This is a genomic window from Xenorhabdus eapokensis (genome assembly GCF_001908105.1).
This window is the reverse complement of record NZ_MKGQ01000047.1, coordinates 1-17,324: the sequence shown is the minus strand read 5'-3', so window position 1 is coordinate 17,324 and position 17,324 is coordinate 1. Positions and strand designations below refer to the sequence as shown.

The 17,324-nt window shown below is 41.8% G+C and carries 18 protein-coding genes, 4 tRNA genes and 2 pseudogenes; 6 read left to right on the top strand and 18 right to left on the bottom strand.

Annotation, left to right across the window (positions count from 1 at the left end):
• The 12 genes and pseudogenes from Xedl_RS25885 to Xedl_RS17780 form a co-directional block, all read right to left on the bottom strand.
• Positions 1-136, bottom strand: a pseudogene (locus Xedl_RS25885) (IS982 family transposase); the annotation flags it as partial.
• Between the two features lie 180 nt (positions 137-316).
• The gene (locus tag Xedl_RS17830) at positions 317-523 is read right to left on the bottom strand and encodes a helix-turn-helix transcriptional regulator (protein ID WP_074019576.1); all 207 of its coding nucleotides are present in this window, start codon (positions 521-523) and stop codon (positions 317-319) included.
• 606 nt (positions 524-1,129) lie between these two features.
• Positions 1,130-2,392, bottom strand: a complete 1,263-nt coding sequence (locus tag Xedl_RS17825) for a tyrosine-type recombinase/integrase (protein WP_074025107.1) — start codon at positions 2,390-2,392, stop codon at positions 1,130-1,132.
• A gap of 165 nt (positions 2,393-2,557) precedes the next feature.
• A tRNA-Leu gene (locus tag Xedl_RS17820) sits at positions 2,558-2,644 on the bottom strand.
• Positions 2,645-2,650: 6 nt separating this feature from the next.
• A tRNA-Cys gene (locus Xedl_RS17815) sits at positions 2,651-2,724 on the bottom strand.
• A gap of 5 nt (positions 2,725-2,729) precedes the next feature.
• Positions 2,730-2,805, bottom strand: a tRNA-Gly gene (locus Xedl_RS17810).
• 144 nt (positions 2,806-2,949) lie between these two features.
• Positions 2,950-3,498: a CDP-diacylglycerol--glycerol-3-phosphate 3-phosphatidyltransferase gene (pgsA, locus tag Xedl_RS17805; protein ID WP_074025106.1), complete on the bottom strand. Its 549-nt coding sequence runs from the start codon at positions 3,496-3,498 to the stop codon at positions 2,950-2,952.
• Positions 3,499-3,554: 56 nt separating this feature from the next.
• Positions 3,555-5,387, bottom strand: a complete 1,833-nt coding sequence (gene uvrC, locus Xedl_RS17800; RefSeq protein ID WP_074025105.1) for an excinuclease ABC subunit UvrC — start codon at positions 5,385-5,387, stop codon at positions 3,555-3,557.
• Between the two features lie 23 nt (positions 5,388-5,410).
• The gene (uvrY, locus tag Xedl_RS17795) at positions 5,411-6,070 is read right to left on the bottom strand and encodes a UvrY/SirA/GacA family response regulator transcription factor (RefSeq protein ID WP_074025104.1); all 660 of its coding nucleotides are present in this window, start codon (positions 6,068-6,070) and stop codon (positions 5,411-5,413) included.
• A 338-nt stretch (positions 6,071-6,408) separates the two neighbouring features.
• On the bottom strand, positions 6,409-6,813 hold the full coding sequence (locus Xedl_RS17790) for a GFA family protein (protein WP_339373758.1): 405 nt from the start codon (positions 6,811-6,813) through the stop codon (positions 6,409-6,411).
• A 173-nt stretch (positions 6,814-6,986) separates the two neighbouring features.
• A complete protein-coding gene (locus Xedl_RS17785) occupies positions 6,987-7,355 on the bottom strand; it encodes a hypothetical protein (protein WP_074025103.1) in 369 nt (122 codons plus the stop codon).
• Positions 7,356-7,398: 43 nt separating this feature from the next.
• Positions 7,399-8,325 (bottom strand): DMT family transporter, encoded by a 927-nt coding sequence (locus Xedl_RS17780; RefSeq protein ID WP_074025102.1) that lies wholly within the window; start codon positions 8,323-8,325, stop codon positions 7,399-7,401.
• Between the two features lie 128 nt (positions 8,326-8,453).
• Between Xedl_RS17780 and Xedl_RS17775 the strand changes: the two genes are divergently transcribed.
• Complete coding sequence (locus Xedl_RS17775) at positions 8,454-9,353, top strand: LysR family transcriptional regulator (RefSeq protein ID WP_244149743.1); 900 nt, start codon at positions 8,454-8,456, stop codon at positions 9,351-9,353.
• Between the two features lie 218 nt (positions 9,354-9,571).
• Positions 9,572-9,955: pseudogene (locus Xedl_RS17770) on the top strand (helix-turn-helix domain-containing protein); the annotation flags it as partial.
• A gap of 264 nt (positions 9,956-10,219) precedes the next feature.
• Here the strand turns inward: Xedl_RS17770 and Xedl_RS17765 are convergent.
• Positions 10,220-10,723, bottom strand: a complete 504-nt coding sequence (locus tag Xedl_RS17765; protein WP_074025101.1) for a GNAT family N-acetyltransferase — start codon at positions 10,721-10,723, stop codon at positions 10,220-10,222.
• A gap of 142 nt (positions 10,724-10,865) precedes the next feature.
• Here Xedl_RS17765 and Xedl_RS17760 point away from each other — a divergent pair, with 142 nt between their 5' ends.
• Positions 10,866-11,249 (top strand): nuclear transport factor 2 family protein, encoded by a 384-nt coding sequence (locus tag Xedl_RS17760; protein ID WP_074025100.1) that lies wholly within the window; start codon positions 10,866-10,868, stop codon positions 11,247-11,249.
• Positions 11,250-11,306: 57 nt separating this feature from the next.
• Here Xedl_RS17760 and cycA read toward each other — a convergent pair whose 3' ends face one another.
• Positions 11,307-12,713: a D-serine/D-alanine/glycine transporter gene (gene cycA / locus Xedl_RS17755; RefSeq protein ID WP_074025099.1), complete on the bottom strand. Its 1,407-nt coding sequence runs from the start codon at positions 12,711-12,713 to the stop codon at positions 11,307-11,309.
• A gap of 233 nt (positions 12,714-12,946) precedes the next feature.
• Here cycA and Xedl_RS17750 point away from each other — a divergent pair.
• The 3 genes from Xedl_RS17750 to nadS all read left to right on the top strand — a co-directional run bounded on the left by Xedl_RS17750 (position 12,947) and on the right by nadS (position 13,897).
• A tRNA-Lys gene (locus tag Xedl_RS17750) sits at positions 12,947-13,022 on the top strand.
• A gap of 208 nt (positions 13,023-13,230) precedes the next feature.
• A complete protein-coding gene (locus Xedl_RS17745) occupies positions 13,231-13,554 on the top strand; it encodes a type II toxin-antitoxin system RelE/ParE family toxin (RefSeq protein WP_074025098.1) in 324 nt (107 codons plus the stop codon).
• Between the two features lie 46 nt (positions 13,555-13,600).
• Positions 13,601-13,897 (top strand): NadS family protein, encoded by a 297-nt coding sequence (nadS, locus tag Xedl_RS17740; RefSeq protein ID WP_074025097.1) that lies wholly within the window; start codon positions 13,601-13,603, stop codon positions 13,895-13,897.
• Positions 13,898-14,461: 564 nt separating this feature from the next.
• On the opposite strand, the gene Xedl_RS17735 is transcribed toward nadS, so the two are convergent.
• From Xedl_RS17735 to Xedl_RS17720, 4 genes are all read right to left on the bottom strand, one after another.
• Positions 14,462-14,875 (bottom strand): type II toxin-antitoxin system HicB family antitoxin, encoded by a 414-nt coding sequence (locus tag Xedl_RS17735; RefSeq protein ID WP_074025108.1) that lies wholly within the window; start codon positions 14,873-14,875, stop codon positions 14,462-14,464.
• 54 nt (positions 14,876-14,929) lie between these two features.
• Positions 14,930-15,106 carry a type II toxin-antitoxin system HicA family toxin gene (locus Xedl_RS17730; protein WP_074025096.1) on the bottom strand — a complete coding sequence of 59 codons (177 nt, stop codon included), beginning with the start codon at positions 15,104-15,106 and terminating at the stop codon, positions 14,930-14,932.
• A gap of 343 nt (positions 15,107-15,449) precedes the next feature.
• A complete protein-coding gene (locus Xedl_RS17725) occupies positions 15,450-17,087 on the bottom strand; it encodes a type VI secretion system Vgr family protein (RefSeq protein WP_074025095.1) in 1,638 nt (545 codons plus the stop codon).
• A 50-nt stretch (positions 17,088-17,137) separates the two neighbouring features.
• Positions 17,138-17,324 (bottom strand): IS1 family transposase (locus tag Xedl_RS17720; RefSeq protein ID WP_244149742.1); only part of this gene is annotated, 187 nt, incomplete at its 5' end.

The window sequence follows — 17,324 nt, the reverse complement described above, 5'->3', positions numbered from 1 at the left end:
TGATTTCACTGGGATACATATGACCTTGTCGGCGGCGTAAACGATGCCCACTCTCAAGACAAAATTGTTCCCATTGAGGAATGAAAAAACGGCAAAAATCATCGACATCACAGAAAATTTCAACTAACTTGTCCATAGCCTGTTCCCCCTCGGAGTTGTTTTCGGTGTGCACCAAAACTTTGCTCCTGGAACAGGCTTCTCGTCAATTTCTTATCCAGAATTCGGGTTAAATAATAATTGCAAGACTTGCATATCTCTTAATGAAAGAATTATCTGCATTGTGAACGAATGCACCAAAATTCAGGCCAGTACTCGATCAGGCACGAGACTCAGCAATCCGCTGATCCACCCAGCCATCAATTTCTGATTCAACAAACGCAACCGAACGAGGGCCGATTTTGACTTGTTTCGGGAATTTATCTTCTTTAATCAGCCTGTAGATCCATGCTTTGCTATAACCCGTTCTGCGCTGAACTTCTGGCAGGCGAATAAGACTTTCTTTAGATGTTGTCATTGTTGGCATGTATACCCCCTGTAATCGAGCCCTTGAAATGCCCTAGTGGGCGTTATTTGACGACAGAGGGATTATTTAAAAATTCAGATTAATTGAAAGCGTAAACTCTTTAACCAATTCGTAAAATTAATTGTTGTCTATTGACTGTATAAAAAGCAACCTTGTGTGCCACGGGCACAGCAGCCTAAAAAAACACCATGTATATAGCTGTGAGGGTAAATTTAACCAAATGAAAAATAAGGAAAATGTATGATGGGTCAGGGTATGGGATTTTTAGTGGATTACACACTGTATTAAAAATAGTCTTTGTTGTCCTGGGCAACAAAGTTTAAAAAAACACCTTTTGTATAAAGGTTAATCAAAAAAAGATAAGATAATTCATTGACAAGATCAAAATATGGAATTCTTACCTGCTTATGCACTGCATAAAAAACAGTCTATGCTGGCACTGCCAGCAAAGGTTAAAAAAACATCATATGATGATTGCCATAACAAAGGGTAGGATGCGGAGTTTTTAGCTGGCTATGTATTGTGTGAAAAGCAGACTCTGTTGGCACTGCCAACAAAGTCTAAAAAATCATCATGAACTCAATACGTTCTGAACATTAATCCATGTTATTTCCGGCGTTTTTTCGCAAAATCATACGGTGTGATATGTTTTTCCCGATTGGCATCCAGATAATCCGCCCACCATTGCACCATCAGTCTCCGTTCATCCAGATGTTTAGAGGTGTGAATATAGGCAGCCCTGACATTTTTTCTTTCCACATGGCTTAACTGGCGTTCAATGGCATCATCGTTCCATAATCCTGATTCTCCCATTGCACCACGAGCCATTGTTCGGAATCCATGCCCGCAAACTTCAGTTTTAGTGTCGTAACCCATACCACGCAAGGCATTATTAACGGTGCTTTCGCTCATAACTTTGGTCGGATCATGATCGTTAGGAAACATAACTTCACAATCACCACTTAACTCATGCAACGATTTGAATAATGTAACAGCCTGACGGCTTAGTGGCACAATATGCTCAGTTTTCATTTTCATACCTCGTTCAGAAAACTTAACGCCTTCAATCGCTTTTCTTGTGGCAGGAATTTTCCAGACTGCATTTTCAAGGTCGAGTTCTTCCCAACGCGCAAATCTCAATTCACTGGAACGGACGAATGTTAATAAAGTCAGTTCCACCGCTATACGGGTGATTAAGCGTCCACGATAGCGAGAAAGTCGGCTCAAAAATTCAGGTAAACGTTCGTGAGGTAGGGCAGGATGATGTTTAGATTTAACAGTGGAAAGTGCGCCTGCCATATCATTAGCGGGATTGAATTCAAGAATATCATTCTGAACGGCATAACGCATGATGGAAGTAACACGTTGCTGTAATCGCTGGGCAATATCATGTTTGCCCTCGGTATCAACGGTTTTGATCGGGGCTAAAAGCTGGCTTGTCCGCAAAGTGGAAATATCTAGCCTGCCAATATGAGGGAAAATATAATGTTCAAGGCTACGTAGAATGCGGTTGCCGTGATCTTCGCTCCAGCGTTTATTGCTGGCGTGCCAATCACGAGCGACTTTTTCAAAGGTATGTTTTCCTTTTGCCCCTGCATGTGCGTCTTTTTTCTCGCCTTTGGGATCAATGCCCTGAGCAATCAACTTCTTAGCGTCGTCTCTTTTGGTACGAGCACCCGCTAAAGAGATGGCCGGATAGACACCGAAAGCCAGTCGGTCTTCTTTTTTATCGGTGGGGCGGTAGTACTTCATGCGCCAGTACTTCGAGCCACGTGTCGTGACTTCTAAATAGAGACCACCACCATCGGCGAGTTTGTAGGTTTTTTCTTTGGGTTTTGCTGTTTCGATTTGCCGTGCGTTTAATTTCATTATAAGGGGCACATTTAAAATAGAAGCGTAGGTGCCCCTGATTATGCCCCGCCGTGCATGTTGATTGCAATAGACTAGAATAGACTTAAAAAGAAAAGACCTGATTGATTTATCAGGTCTTTCTAGGAGTTAGTTTACTAGTGTAGACGTTAGTAAACTTATGTTTGGTGCCCAGGGCGGGACTTGAACCCGCACAGCCTAAAGGCCGAGGGATTTTAAATCCCTTGTGTCTACCGATTTCACCACCTGGGCTAAATTTGGAGGCGCGTCCCGGAGTCGAACCGAGGTTGACGGATTTGCAATCCGCTGCATGGCCACTCTGCCAACGCGCCTTCTTTGGAGCGGGAAACGAGACTCGAACTCGCGACCCCGACCTTGGCAAGGTCGTGCTCTACCAACTGAGCTATTCCCGCCTTTCTTCGAACTTCTTGATTTACTTAACTTGTTTTGTAAATCTCATGTGCCGTTCGATGCGTTGCATTCTACTTACTTCACGAAATGAGTCAACACAATTATTTATAAAACGCGTTCGTTCGATGATTTTTGCGCCATTTCGATCAGCCTTCACGCAAATCATCCCATGCAGCGCTCAAATATTGAAACATTGACCAGAACGTCAAGACCGCAGCAGCATATAATAGGATGAATCCTCCCACTTCAAGTTCAATGCAAGGACGCCACAATAAGGCAACCAATGCCGCCATTTGTGCTGTCGTTTTTATTTTTCCCATCCAAGAAACGGCTACACTACTGCGTTTTCCCAATTCTGCCATCCATTCACGCAGAGAAGATATGATAATCTCACGAGCAATCATCGTCGCAGCAGGTAATGTGATCCACCACGTATGGTAATGTTCTGCAACCAGCACCAGCGCAATAGCCACCATAACTTTATCCGCCACCGGATCAAGAAATGCGCCAAAACGCGTCGTCTGTTTCCACAAACGGGCAAGAAAACCATCAAACCAATCTGTTGCAGCAGCAATAATAAAGATAATGGCACATAACATCGGTGCCCATTGGAATGGCAAGTAAAATGCCAAAACAAAGAATGGAATTAAGGCAATACGAAATAGGGTAAGCCATGTTGGAATATTTAATTGCATAATGCTTAGTAACTATCTGGCCAAGTTAAGTTTATCAGTATGGTGCATCAATACTTCTAGTGTTTCAACGCATTATAGATTTTTTCTGCCAGTGCATAAGAAATAGAAGGCACTTTTGCGATCTCTTCTACACTTGCGTTGCGTAAAGGTTGTAACCCGCCCATATATTTAAGTAACATTTGTCTACGTTTTGGTCCAATACCATCAATCGACTCCAATGTACTCGTCTTTTTCACTTTTTCCCGACGCTGCCGATGCCCTGTAATAGCATGCTTGTGAGATTCATCACGAATATGCTGAATAACATGCAACGCAGGTGAATCAGGAGGAAGTGCTATCCCTTCTCCTTCCGCTTCAAAAAATAGGGTTTCTAACCCAGCCTTACGATCACTGCCTTTCGCAACACCAATGAGCTTAGGATGCGTTTTATTCCATTCAACCTCCAATGAATCGAAAACTTCAATCGCACGCGCAAGCTGCCCCTTTCCACCGTCAATAAAGATAATGTCCGGGATTTTTGTCTGATCGATAGCTTTGCTATATCGACGACGCAAAACTTGGTTCATCGCAGCATAATCATCCCCTGGAGTGATGTCTGTAATATTATAGCGTCGGTATTCTGCACGAACCGGACCATTAGCATCAAAAACAACACATGATGCAACAGTTTGTTCTCCCATCGTGTGACTGATGTCGAAACATTCCATACGTTGGATTTTTTCAAGGCTGACAAATGTGGCCAGTGATTCTAATCGCTGATGAATTGTCGATTGTTGGGAAAGTTTGGTAATCAATGCTGTTGCAGCATTGGTACGTGCCAATTTTAAATAACGCGCCCTATCACCCCTTGGCCGTGCCTGGATATAGATTTTTCTGCCCGATATTTCAGCAAGTGATTCTTCCAATAGTTCTTTTTCAGGTAATGCGAAATCCAATAAAATTTCTGATGGCAATGTCCTGTTTTGGCTTCCTTGGAGATAGAATTGACCAAGGAAAGTTTGCACTACTTCATCTAATTTGGTATCAACCGGAATTTTGGGATAATAACTTCGGCTGCCCAATATTTTACCCTGACGGATAAATAAGACATGCACACAGGCCCCCCCCGCCTCAAAACCGACGCTGATAGCATCAAGATCATCACCTTCTCCAGAAACAAATTGTCGTTCAGTGACTTGCCGTACAGCTTGGATCTGGTCGCGATAACGCGCGGCTTCTTCAAACTTAAGCTGTTGGCTTGCTTTTTCCATTTTGGCTACCAGCTTATCCAATACTTGCTGATCTTTCCCCGCCAAAAACAAGCGGACATATTCAACTTGCTGCTGATATTCTTCATCCGTTACAAATCCCTTAACACAAGGGGCAAGGCAGCGCCCAATCTGATATTGCAAACAAGGTCTTGAACGATTGCGATACACACTGTCTTCACATTGGCGAATAGGAAATAGTTTCTGCAATAAAGCTAAAGTGTCACGTATTGCATGAGAATTGGGGAATGGGCCGAAATATTCTCCTTTCGCATGCCTGGCTCCACGATATAAGGATAAACGGGGATGGATATCACTACTCAAGAAAATATAAGGATAAGATTTATCATCTCTCAGTAATACATTGTAGCGAGGCTGATACAGCTTGATATAGTTATGTTCGAGCAGAAGTGCCTCTGTCTCTGTGTGGGTAACGGTGACATCTATCTGAACGATATTTTTCACTAATGATTCTGTTTTGCGACTACTCACCTGTGCCCGAAAATAGCTAGATAACCGTTTTTTTAGATCTTTAGCTTTACCAACATAGATCACTGTGCCGGTGGTATCATACATGCGGTAGACACCCGGCTGACTGGTAACTGTTTTTAAAAATACCTTTGAATTAAATAGCTCCGCCACAACTGATCACCCATCAAATATTATTATCCACCGTGAGTTACCATATTCTGCGCATCAAACAATCCACAGCGTATTGCCATATGAGTCAATTCTACATCACCTTTAATATTTAGTTTACTGAACATTCTATAGCGGTAACTATTCACCGTTTTTGGGTTCAGATTAAGCAACGCAGAAATCTCATTAACTTTGCGCCCCTGAGTTATCATTGTCATGATCTGCAATTCCCGATCTGAAAGTTCGTCCAACGGGTTTTCTTTTGGGGGGGATAACTGGTTGAGTGCCATCTGCTGGGCTATATCCGGGGAAATGTAACGCTGGCCTGCATAAACAGCCCGAATTGCATTAATCATATCCTGAGGCGCTGCGGCCTTGCTCAAATATCCCCTAATCCCTGCTTGCATCACTTTTGTGGGTAAAGAACTTTCAGTATGGATAGTTAGCATAATCACTCGTGTATCAGGTGAATATCGAATGATTTTCTTAGCTGCCTCCAATCCACCTATACCGGGCATTCCCATATCCATCATGACGACATCCGTGCTGTTTGATCTACACCATCTGACCGCATCTTCTCCACTACTGGCTTCTCCTACGACTTTTATCCCTTTTATATCATCAAGGACGCCTTTCACACCAATGCGCACCAGTTCATGGTCATCAACTAATAAAACATTAATCAAACAACATCTCCACTAACGTAATATCCACAATAATGATAAAATTAATAAACTCCAAAACAAAACCGACACACTGAACTTATCTTCATGATTTTAATCAGATAAATTAAAAAAGATAACCTTCTCTATCGAGTGATATCAAAACCTTTTGGATGAGATAACTGAGTATACTAACATTAGTGCAAAACAGAAAGGAAATTGTCACATATCAATGAAATGAAATTAATATATAACCAATTGATTTAATTTAACTTTCTTAATAACCTATCTCTATATTATTCATAGCAACCCATTGTAATCCAGAACAATATGAGGGTGATATTTCCCCCATATTGCAACAATTATTTAAATAAGCTAAGGATATCCTCTTTAGTCAGCATAGGCGTTTTTTCAACAAAGTTATAATACGCAGGCTTGCTGTCCACATAAATTTGGCGAGATAATTTACTTGAATGATTATTATCAAACAATGCAACTGGAACATAATAAGCACTTGGGTGATGCAAATGATAAAAAAGGTGTGTGCCACACCTGTTACAGAAAGCGCGTTCTGCCCATTCGGATGACGGATATATTGAAATATTTTCAGCTCCCTCTATTTTTAGGTCATCCTTACAGTCTACAGATAAAAATGGGCCACCATTCCATTTTTGACAAGTTTCACAATGACATACATTAATACCTTCAATGCATTGATTGGTTTTTATGCTCACCGCACCACATAAACAACGACCTTTATTCATCATTTCACTCTCTATCTATAATAAATTTATAGTGAAAACTCTTATATCTGAGATTGAATAAATCTACTACTCTATTTCATCAAAAATACCATGCTCACTACAATGACTGTCTAATTTTTAGCTATACAAATAAGCTCTATAAACATTAAGTTACGACTTGATAGCAGGAAAATAAATTATTTATTTTTCACATCTTTGTTATCCTCTTCATCATCATCCATGTGCCAGCTATGCAATATTCGGTGGACAAAAGGGGTCACCACCATACCTACAGCGATAAAAAAGATAGCCTGAAGGAATAGTCCATAAATGGCAGCAAAATATTTTCCAAGTGTACTGACTGGTTCAATATGCAAGTTTTGTGTTCCAATCATTGAAACTGAATTTAGTATTGCATCAGGAATAGCATGGCTTTCGATCAAGAAAAAACCCAGTACACCAGGAATAATACCGATCAGAAAAATAAGGAATGCATGCAAAAGAAAGCGCAGTATCCGTAAAAGAAATCGGTCAAAGCTAATTAATTTATCAGTAAATTTTTCCATACCAGATCTCCACTAATAAATTAGTTACCATGGTGATTGTATGTTAGTTTTTATTTTTATCAATGATCATGAACCGGACATCCCCCAATATTCCCTGCCCCAAGAACACCCCCACAATAGTGATAACAACACCAATCATTTGTGGCAAACTGGGTATATTTCCCCTCATTATCTGTATAATGAGGGCAAATATGGGAACAAAGTTAAAAAATACTGCCATTTTTCCTGCTCCACGAATAGCAACTCCCATATTCCAAAAAAGATAGGCAACGGTGGAACCACCAATACCTATATAGAGACAAGCCAAATGGCTTTCAAATGTTGCAGAAGATAATGCAGTCACCGGTGATTCCACAAAAATTGCAATAAACACTAATATAATCGCGCCAAAAAACATCGTCCAGCTCGTCGTCGCTAATGGCGTTGCATTTTTGACAAATACCCGTGTTCCTACTGTGTAAATTGACCAACCCAAACTTCCCATAAAAATAATGATATCGCCAGCGACTACCTGAACGGCGCCACCCCAAATCAATTCACCATTGGTAATAACCAAAGCAACTCCCAACAAACTGATTGCCATACCAACAACTCGCATCAATCCAGGTAACCGACGATTTATAATCGCTTCCAGAATATTGGCAGAAATCGGCGTCGTTGCTACAATCAGGGCAGCCGTAACTGGGTTGGAACTTTGAAGACCGACAAAAAATGCCCCATTAAACCCCGCCACGCCAATCGCTCCAAGAACAATAAATGCCCACCAGTTTTGTTTCAAAACTTTACTGCGAATTCCCTCTTTCCATGCCAAAAAAATAAAAATACAGATAACGGCATAGAAAAAACGCTCAACAGACGCCGTCCACGGGGGTAAACTTGTAAGTGCAAATTTCGTTACCTGAAAATTTGATCCCCACAAGAATGTGGCAATTAACGTCAGCACAATCGCTAACTGTGGAGTTGTTCTCATATTCATTACCCTAATTTTTCAATTTATCTCAAGCAAAGTAATCCTTGGTAAAATCATTGTGGCATCTTTTAAAATTGAAATATTTAGGTGATATTGGTAATCAGATTTTCATAAACGGAAAACAAATTGTGCAATCACTTATTTGGGATGATATCCGAATATTCTTAGCAGTCGCTCGAGCAAGTACAATCAGTAAAGCGGCTGAACTTCTTGGGATTGGTGTGGCAACGGTAGCGAGAAAAATTGAACGCTTGGAAAATACCTTCGGCATGCCCTTATTTCTACGGCATCAAACAGGTTATCAACTGACAGAAGATGGCGCAGAATTATTGAAAAAAGCCAAGGCTATGGAAATAGCAGCCAGTTCGTTTTTGTTTGAAGCCGATCTACGGGCAACTATTGCGGGAAATGTACGTCTTGCCACACTCGAAACATTATCCAATTATTTAATTATGCCAAATTTGCCGACCTTACAAAAAAACCATCCAAACCTGACATTAGAAATCACAACGGATAACTATACGGTAAACCTTCACCGCCGCGATGCCGATTTAGCACTTCGTATTGTCAGACCTGAGCAAGGTCATGTTAATGTCCGACAACTTGGAACGCTGGGGTTTGGCCTTTATGGCAGTGAAACCTATTTAGCTACCTGCCCCTCCGGTATATTTAGAGGTGAATACAATGACGCGCATTTTATTGGCTGGACAAGTGAGTACTCGCAATTTCCTTCCGTTAACTGGCTTAAACAAGCCTTACAAGGGCGTTCACTTTCAATCGCAACAACTTCGATTTGTTCTCAAATTGCGGCAGCAAATTCGGGCTTAGGATTAGCCGTGTTACCCCATATTGCGGCCAATGACGCAGGGCTTATTTGTATTTCGCCTGAATTAGGTATAGATAAACCTATCTGGCTTGTTATTCAATCTGATTTGGCTCACTCTCCCAGGATACGGAAAATAGCAGATTTTTTGGCGGATGTGGTTTTTCAAAATCAGGATAAACTGTCGGGGCGATCACACAGATAAAATCGGATAAAAATAATTTCTTAAAAAAGAAACGTTTTAACAATTTATTGAAAAATAATGCAGTAAGACGCTAATTCCATTATCAGGGTAGCCAAGTGATTTCTCTAAAATTGGCATAAATAAGATTTCAAAATAGTAGATCACTTGAAGGGAACTCAGTCCAATTTTTGCGATCTGATTAATCGCCAAATCAAAAAAATCCCAAAATGGACTGAGTGATGCGAATCATAGCACCAATACCCCGAAATGAACGACGTCAGATGAAAAAATTTATTCATAAAACCTGGGATAAAGATTATGTCCGCCGACTCATGGCACTCTTGATGTTACATGAAGGTCAGACCGTTTCTTACATCGCTAGAACTCTTCATTGTTCACGTTCTTCCGTCCATCGTTGGATAAATTGGTTAACGTTATATGGGCTGGAAGGATTAAAAAGCTTACCGAGAGGGAGGCCTGCTCGATGGAATTTAGCCCCGATTTTTAGCTTGTTGTCGTTCTTATTATCACACTCCCCGCAGGATTTTGACTGTTTGCGTTCACGCTGGAGTATTGAACTTATCACTCAGATAATCAATGAATTATTAGGGTTATCACTGTACAACATATTTATTTACAATTCACTTTCCTTCATTATCATGAAAAAGAAACTTTTGAAGAGGCGGTTGAAATTATGCAAGAAAAGGCCGTTGTTCCCGTTGGAACAGCCATGTGGCCTATTTAAAAGAGTATATATTCTTCGCATTAGTATATTAACGATTATATAGGACGGAGAAGTGATTCTCCGTCTTCATATTCCAAATTTTCTGCAAAATCCCTTTTGCCAAGAACCAGTTTATTATTTGCTACCATAATCTCTAAAAACATTATACAAATCGACTATTAATTAATGCCATTCCCATCACATCACAATATTGACCATCTCTAAATGACTGCATACGCCGTATGCCTTCAGCTTCAAAACCAAATTTTTTATACAGAGCAATTGCTTTTTCATTATCAGTAAAAACTTCCAGTTCAATTCTGATGCAGCCTAACCAGTTGAATGCATAATCAATGGTAAAAGCCATCAACTTTGAACCAACACCCTTACCAAAATAAGCCGCATCAACACCAATACCAATTCCCACGACATGTCTACGTCTCGGATTGACATAGGTAAATAACGCTATTGTACCCACGACCTTGCCATTTACTTCGGCCACAAAATCAATATGCCCTTGTGTTTTATTTAATTTTAAACGTTCACGCCACATTTCATGCGAAGGACATGGTCGTTGTAACGTATTAGAGTAAACATCAGGGTGACTAAAGATTCGTTGATAATGCTCAGCATCTTCTGGCTCAGTTGCCCTTATTATAATTTCCATACACAGCCTCTTTTCAACTTGTTCTCTTTATTACTACCTGATAAAAAAACAAATGTAAACAGTGTGTTAACATTCATTTAAATTAGTAATTCAACCTACTATTGATGTTATTTTATACCACTTTATTTTCTTTGGAGCACATATGGATCAGGAAAATGTAGCCATTTTTGAATTACTCAAAAATCTTGAAGTGAATCTTCACAGTAAAAAAAGAAATAATGCCGATTGGCTGAATATGATATTACACGATGATTTTCTGGAAATTAGTAAATCAGGTTATGTTTATACTAAAAAAGAGGTGATTAGCGCATTAATTACAGAAATAAAAACTATTTTTCAACTTTTCTCAAAAGATTTTTTTATGAATTATCTTGATAAAAATATTGTATTAATGACTTATCAGTCTTATGAATTTGATCGAACTGGTAACCCATTCAATCAGGCACTTCGTACATCAATTTGGCAATTATCTTCAACCGATAAATGGCAACTTAGATTTCATCAAGGTACGCTCATGCTTGTTTAAGATAAAAAATGGCCCAATATTTGGGCCATATCAAAGTTAATAGACAGGATTATTTACTTAACGAATAAGGCGGGTTTTACGCTTTTTCACAATCTGAAACCCGATCATTAAAATAATAAACCAAATTGGTGTGGCTATTAATGCTTGGCGGGTATCTGGTTGCAAGGAAAGCAATACCAAGACAAAAGCAAAGAAAACCAAGCATATCCAAGACATTACAATACCAAATGGCATTTTATATACCGAAGCCTGATGCAGTTCTGGGCGACGTTTTCTATAAACCAGATAGGAACATAAAATCATGCTCCAAATAAACATAAATAGGATCGCCGAAACGGTTGTCACTAGGGTAAAAACTCTCATCACATCGGGGATAAAATAGATCAAAATGACCCCAAAAGAGAGGCACAGGCAAGTAAAGATCAATCCTGATGCGGGGACTGAACGACGGGAAAGACGGCTAAACTGCTTTGGTGCGTCTCCTTCTTTCGCCAGACCGAACAACATCCGGCTAGTAGAGAAAACCCCACTATTTGCCGAAGATGCCGCAGATGTCAGAACCACAAAATTAACAACGCTGGCGGCGGCAGGCAATCCGATTAAGATAAACAATTCCACGAAAGGACTTTTGTCCGCACTGACAGCTCGCCACGGTGTGACTGACATAATGACAATCAGAGCCAACACATAAAATGTAATAATGCGGATTGGGATAGCATTAATCGCCTTTGGTAAAGATTTCATCGGGTTTTTAGTTTCTGCTGCGGCAGTTCCCACCAGCTCAATGCCAACAAAAGCAAATATCGCTATCTGGAATCCGGCAAAAAAACCACTTAACCCCATAGGGAACATACCACCATCATTCCAGACATTAGCAAGTGCTGCGATATGTCCTGCTGGTGATTTAAAGTTGATGCCAATCAAAATGCCCCCTGTCACAATCAAGGCAATGATGGCAATAATTTTGATCATGGCAAACCAAAACTCCAATTCTCCAAACAACTTAACTGTCGCAAGATTCAGAGTTAACAATACCAAAACACACAAAAGCGAAGTTCCCCATTCAGGAAAGTCAGGTACCCAATATCCAACATAAGCAGTGATAGCAACAATATCTGCTATGCCAGTAATTACCCAACAAAACCAATAAGTCCAGCCTACAAAAAAACCGGCCCACGGCCCTAATAAATCCGCGGAGAAATCGCTAAACGATTTATAATGCAGATTAGAAAGCAATAACTCTCCCATTGCCCTCATAACGAAAAACAGCATAAAACCTATGATCATATAAACAAAAATGATCGACGGCCCCGCAAGAGAAATAGTTTTACCTGATCCCATAAATAGGCCAGTACCAATGGCACCACCAATTGCGATGAGTTGTATATGTCGGTTGGTGAGACTGCGCTGCAAGTGTGAACTTTCAGTTTCAGTAGTGTGAGTGGGTCGTTTTTTTTCTTCCATAGTTATATCCAATTTATTCTCACAGCATGGCCTTAATACCCTCAAGCTGTGTTTAATAGAATATTGTGACATAGACAACCGCGGTATTAACAGAAGGATTTCACATGAAAAACAGAGTGATTACAATTCGACCAATTAGTTAAGGATTTATTGTGCATATTTTATTCGATTAATAAAAAAATGGATATGGGCCATTGACGTCCAGTTGACACTGGAGAATAATTAAGCGTGTTGGGTCGTTAGCTCAGTCGGTAGAGCAGTTGACTCTTAATCAATTGGTCGGGAGTTCGAGCCTCCCACGACCCACCAAATTTTAATAATTAAATCATAGTATTAAGCCACTTTTTCGCAAGTGGCTTTTTTGCATTTTATAGCCAGTGGCGACAAAGTGGCGATAGGGATTTTTGGGCTATATTTTCCCATGTCCTTTAAGCTTTCGTACCACGTACGATTTTATATTGACATTCGTACAAGGTACGAATAAAATATTTTCCATAGACGGCAAGGATGTGTTTTTATGGAATACCTACTTTTTATCGAAACCCCTGTATTTAGTAGAGATCGAGCTGATTTATTAACCGATGATGAATTCAGAAAACTACAGGAGCACTTACTAAAGAATCATGAACAAGGTAGTACCATTAGCGCTACTGGAGGATGTAAGAAAATTCGCTGGCAACGAGAAGGAATGGGAAAAAGTGGCGGAGTAAGAATCATCTACTACACCATCACGAAAACAGGAAGGCTTTATCTTCTTTTGATTTACCCTAAGAATAAAAAAGATGATTTAACCCCAAAAGAGAAAGAAGTACTTAAAGCCATCAGTAACAAATTGCAATAATCAACGCCGCGTAGATACGCGGCAATGTTCATACAACGGAGAAACTATGGACAAAAAACTTTTTGATGATCTGGTTGAAAGCATGAATCAGATGGTAGCGATTGAAAAAGGAGAGCTTTCCGTTCCTGCTGAAAATATTCATCGCCACCGTCTGCCTGATGTAAAAAACCTACGCGAAACCTTTGGGTTAAAACAAAGTGAATTTGCCGAAGCTGTTGGCGTTTCTGCTTCCCTAATTCAAAGTTGGGAGCAGCACCGCCGTATTCCTTCTGGTTCATCACTTAAGCTGCTTAAGATGCTTGAGCGTAATCCTGCGCTGATTAGTGAATTAAGCGCACTTTAATTTTCTTCCTTGCCCTGATGTAAGAAGAGAAAGTAATTTCAATTCCGCATATCTTGTAAGGCCGCATTCCATCTGATTTCTATGATGATATGCGGCTTTATTTTGTGATCCATTCATCCCACATAAAATGGAATTTTTTCTTTAATATCATTACATTAATATTTTCCCCGCGATCCGTTTGCGATCCAAAAACTGGAATTCCCTGAAAATCTTTTCACGCCTTTCAGTTCGGGATTTCTCCCACGCCGGCAGTACTGGCGCGCTCTGGCGATTCGGTTTGCAGGATTTTAAAACTGAAAAAACTTTTTGATCCAAAACGTGCAGGCGGGTGCGGTGTAGTCCGTTTTACGTGGGGTTTACGTTTATTTCGTGGGGATTGCGCAGCGTGGGCGCAACGCAGGAACGTAGATCCAAATTAGCCACGATGGCAACTATGTTAGTAAGCGAATGGCCTGGCGTGCGTTTGGTTGCGTTTTATAAGAATATTAAAAAGGCCACTCCGCGAAGAGTAGCCTTTGGTTGGAGGTATTGCGTTCAAAAATGCAATCTATCACCTAAGCTGAGTTAAGCCGCTGTGAGTATTAATTCATAGCCTAAACTTGATAAAGCCTTTTCTACCGTGTCAATTTTTGTCGCGTGATAAACATCCAGCAGTTGCTTGACGTTCTGCTTTTGAATGCCAACACGACGCCCCAGCTCCGAACGGCTAACACCTGACCTTACCATGGCATTAAGCAAAAGAATTTTAGCCGCAACGCTGGCCGGAATATCAATATAGTGCTCCGTTACCGTATCGCCCGGTAACGGAATTTCCTTACTCTCATCGTCAAAATACATAGAAAAGGCCGTGAGTAGCGCATCATAGCCCATCGCTTTTGCATCGGCCAGGTCATCACCACAGGTCAATGCCTCTGGTATATCAGGGAACGAGACAAACAAGTTAGTTCCGTCTTCTTCAATATTTACTGGATATCGCATAATCATCGTAGTGAGTCGAGTTAGCCCAAGAACCAGCCCCGAAGGGCTGGTTAGTTATTTGAGTTTTAACTGCTTAAGGATTGATAACCTTAATTTTTCGTTAATCTCTTTACCCGGATGTCTTGGCATTGCACTTCTTGCGTCTCCATGGAAGAGTATCAAGTGATTCTTTCCATTCTTGATTATTACCCCTTGAGACTCAAGCCACCGCCTGAACTCACTCTGCTTCACTAATCCTCCATTCTGTTTAACATGGTAAGATAGTAATATTTTTTTATTACTCTGTCAATGTATTTGTAATACTTTTTTATTACCACGGAAAAACAAAAACCCCGCCGAAGCGAGGTTATTTGATAAACAGGCAATCAATTGGTGAGGTTGATTGCGCTGTCTTTAGGTTGATAAGGGGAGTGTCTAGGAGCCAACGGATGAAAGTCTACTGACACCGCCATCATCGTTTTCAACGCGGTAATTGCACGTTGAAAATTAATCCGTACATTTCTAACGTAGAACGCCAATCTTACTTCTTACCCCTCAAAATAGCAATCTCACTCATTCGTAAGATAAGTAATACTTACCCAATCACCGGCGAATACTTCTGTTTCAGCCCGTCCGATCTATAGGCCGTGTTCCTTATCGCACTGGCGTTCTCTGGTGTGCCGGTATTGTGATGGGTATGGGCGGCGGTCAGTTCGGCCAACTCCTTGACCACATCCAGTGTCTCTAACATCAACGTCATCACGTTAAGTTGTTGGCTGCCCACCCAAACCACCGGCGCCACGATCTCTTGTTTGGCTCCGGCAATGCTTTGCTTAAGCATCCCGATTTTCTCAATCAGCTTTTGGCCAACCTCAATATTCGCGTCTTTCTCCACACTGGCAACCAGATTTGATGACGTTGCCATACAGTAATCCCCGTCCGCAATGTGCTGGACAGCGCCCGCCAATAGTGTTGATGTGCCTAAAACTATCGTTTTATCTGTAGCCTGTAGGGTGGTTTCCCGTGCTACCACGGTGCGCCTTTCCGTGTCGGCCTTGATTTCACGGTGCATAGACGATTCATTAATGGTCTGGTCGGTCTGCCTGATCCAACTGCCTTCCTGTGTGACCCGTTGCGAGACTTCCGCCCGCTGCTGCTGCAATTGTTCACCGGGCTTAATATCGGGCAGCGTGTTGCCCTGACTTAAGGTCTGGCGGATAAAGGGCTTGTCAGGTCGGCCGCCCTCGAAAGCAATCTCAACCACGGTGCCAATGGGAGGATACTGGAACATGCCCGACTCAGCGCCTGCCATCGGCAACGGCAACGGGACAGCACGGTAAACTGGCGCGGCGGCGTCCTTACCGTCCGATCCCAGCAATTGCACATCAACCGCATAGCGTGGCCGGAAGGGATCGGCCATATCGCCGCTGGCCGTGTTTTCGGTGTGGGCTTCAATGCGGGCAAATTTGGGCAGGTGCGTGCCCGCCGATAATTCCGGATAAGCGGCATCAACCTGGCGCTGGGCGGGGGTTTTATCCGCGGTCTTCCCGTTGGGCAACCACGTGAGGGTCATATTTTCGTTGTTCAGGTTGACCTTGCAAAGCCGCTGCTGGTTGACCACAAAACCGGGGCGCAGGGATTGGATCATCGGAAGGGTCATCGTATTGCCCGCGGTCTGTTGCTGGCTAAATTCATTGGGGATCTCGACTGGCTTACCCTGAAACATCGAATGCGCCCAACTGCCCAGATAGACCGAACCATCCGGCAATTGGTGCCAGATATAATCGTCAATGGCAAAGACCTGCCCCAGATTTGCCAATAGCTGGTAGCCTGTGCCGTGATGGGTATAGTGCGGGATCGGCTTATCCGTATAAGGCGCCTCCGGTAAGGTGAACGTCAGGCCGCTGTGCGCCTGCAACCAGTCTACTACCTGGCGCAAGGTCGGGTGCTGAAACGAGCACGGCCACGCTTTATCAAACACACCAACCAGCTCACGCACAAACAAGCGCTGATAACCATTCTGGGCAGGCTGTGAACGTTCCACATAGCCCGTAAACCAGCGCAGCACCAAATCGGTATAGCCCACCTCAAGGCGCACCAGTTTTCCGGTGTAATCGGTCGTGGTTTCCGCCGTGATAAAACCCCGGCCACAAGATGAAAGTTCCAGCATGAGATTGGCATCCACCAAATGGATCTCATCACCGGACAGGTAAAGCCGGTTAATCGGTTTCATGATGATGCAGGCCCTATTAAATCGGTCGTGACTCCAATAGTTAGATTGCCCTATAAAGAATAGTATTCCCGTTCGATGAAAGTCCCTATCACCTTATCGTGCATCTCCTCTGATTTGGAATAACCTATCGTCCTTCGATTCAGTCTTTTTAAACGTGTACGTAATGTCAGATTGGTTCTTTCTATACGTTGGGTATAATGTTTTCCAACAATATGTTTTTCTTCAGGCAGTCGGTTG

Coding starts and splice junctions, on each gene's coding strand:
- Xedl_RS17765 (WP_074025101.1), bottom strand. CDS start 10,723: ATGGAAATTATAATAAGGGCAACTGAGCCAGAAGATGCTGAGCATTAT.
- Xedl_RS17830 (WP_074019576.1), bottom strand. CDS start 523: ATGCCAACAATGACAACATCTAAAGAAAGTCTTATTCGCCTGCCAGAA.
- Xedl_RS17725 (WP_074025095.1), bottom strand. CDS start 17,087: ATGAAACCGATTAACCGGCTTTACCTGTCCGGTGATGAGATCCATTTG.
- Xedl_RS17745 (WP_074025098.1), top strand. CDS start 13,231: ATGGAATACCTACTTTTTATCGAAACCCCTGTATTTAGTAGAGATCGA.
- Xedl_RS17780 (WP_074025102.1), bottom strand. CDS start 8,325: ATGAGAACAACTCCACAGTTAGCGATTGTGCTGACGTTAATTGCCACA.
- Xedl_RS17735 (WP_074025108.1), bottom strand. CDS start 14,875: ATGCGATATCCAGTAAATATTGAAGAAGACGGAACTAACTTGTTTGTC.
- Xedl_RS17825 (WP_074025107.1), bottom strand. CDS start 2,392: ATGAAATTAAACGCACGGCAAATCGAAACAGCAAAACCCAAAGAAAAA.
- Xedl_RS17760 (WP_074025100.1), top strand. CDS start 10,866: ATGGATCAGGAAAATGTAGCCATTTTTGAATTACTCAAAAATCTTGAA.
- Xedl_RS17785 (WP_074025103.1), bottom strand. CDS start 7,355: ATGGAAAAATTTACTGATAAATTAATTAGCTTTGACCGATTTCTTTTA.
- pgsA (WP_074025106.1), bottom strand. CDS start 3,498: ATGCAATTAAATATTCCAACATGGCTTACCCTATTTCGTATTGCCTTA.
- nadS (WP_074025097.1), top strand. CDS start 13,601: ATGGACAAAAAACTTTTTGATGATCTGGTTGAAAGCATGAATCAGATG.
- Xedl_RS17790 (WP_339373758.1), bottom strand. CDS start 6,813: ATGATGAATAAAGGTCGTTGTTTATGTGGTGCGGTGAGCATAAAAACC.
- cycA (WP_074025099.1), bottom strand. CDS start 12,713: ATGGAAGAAAAAAAACGACCCACTCACACTACTGAAACTGAAAGTTCA.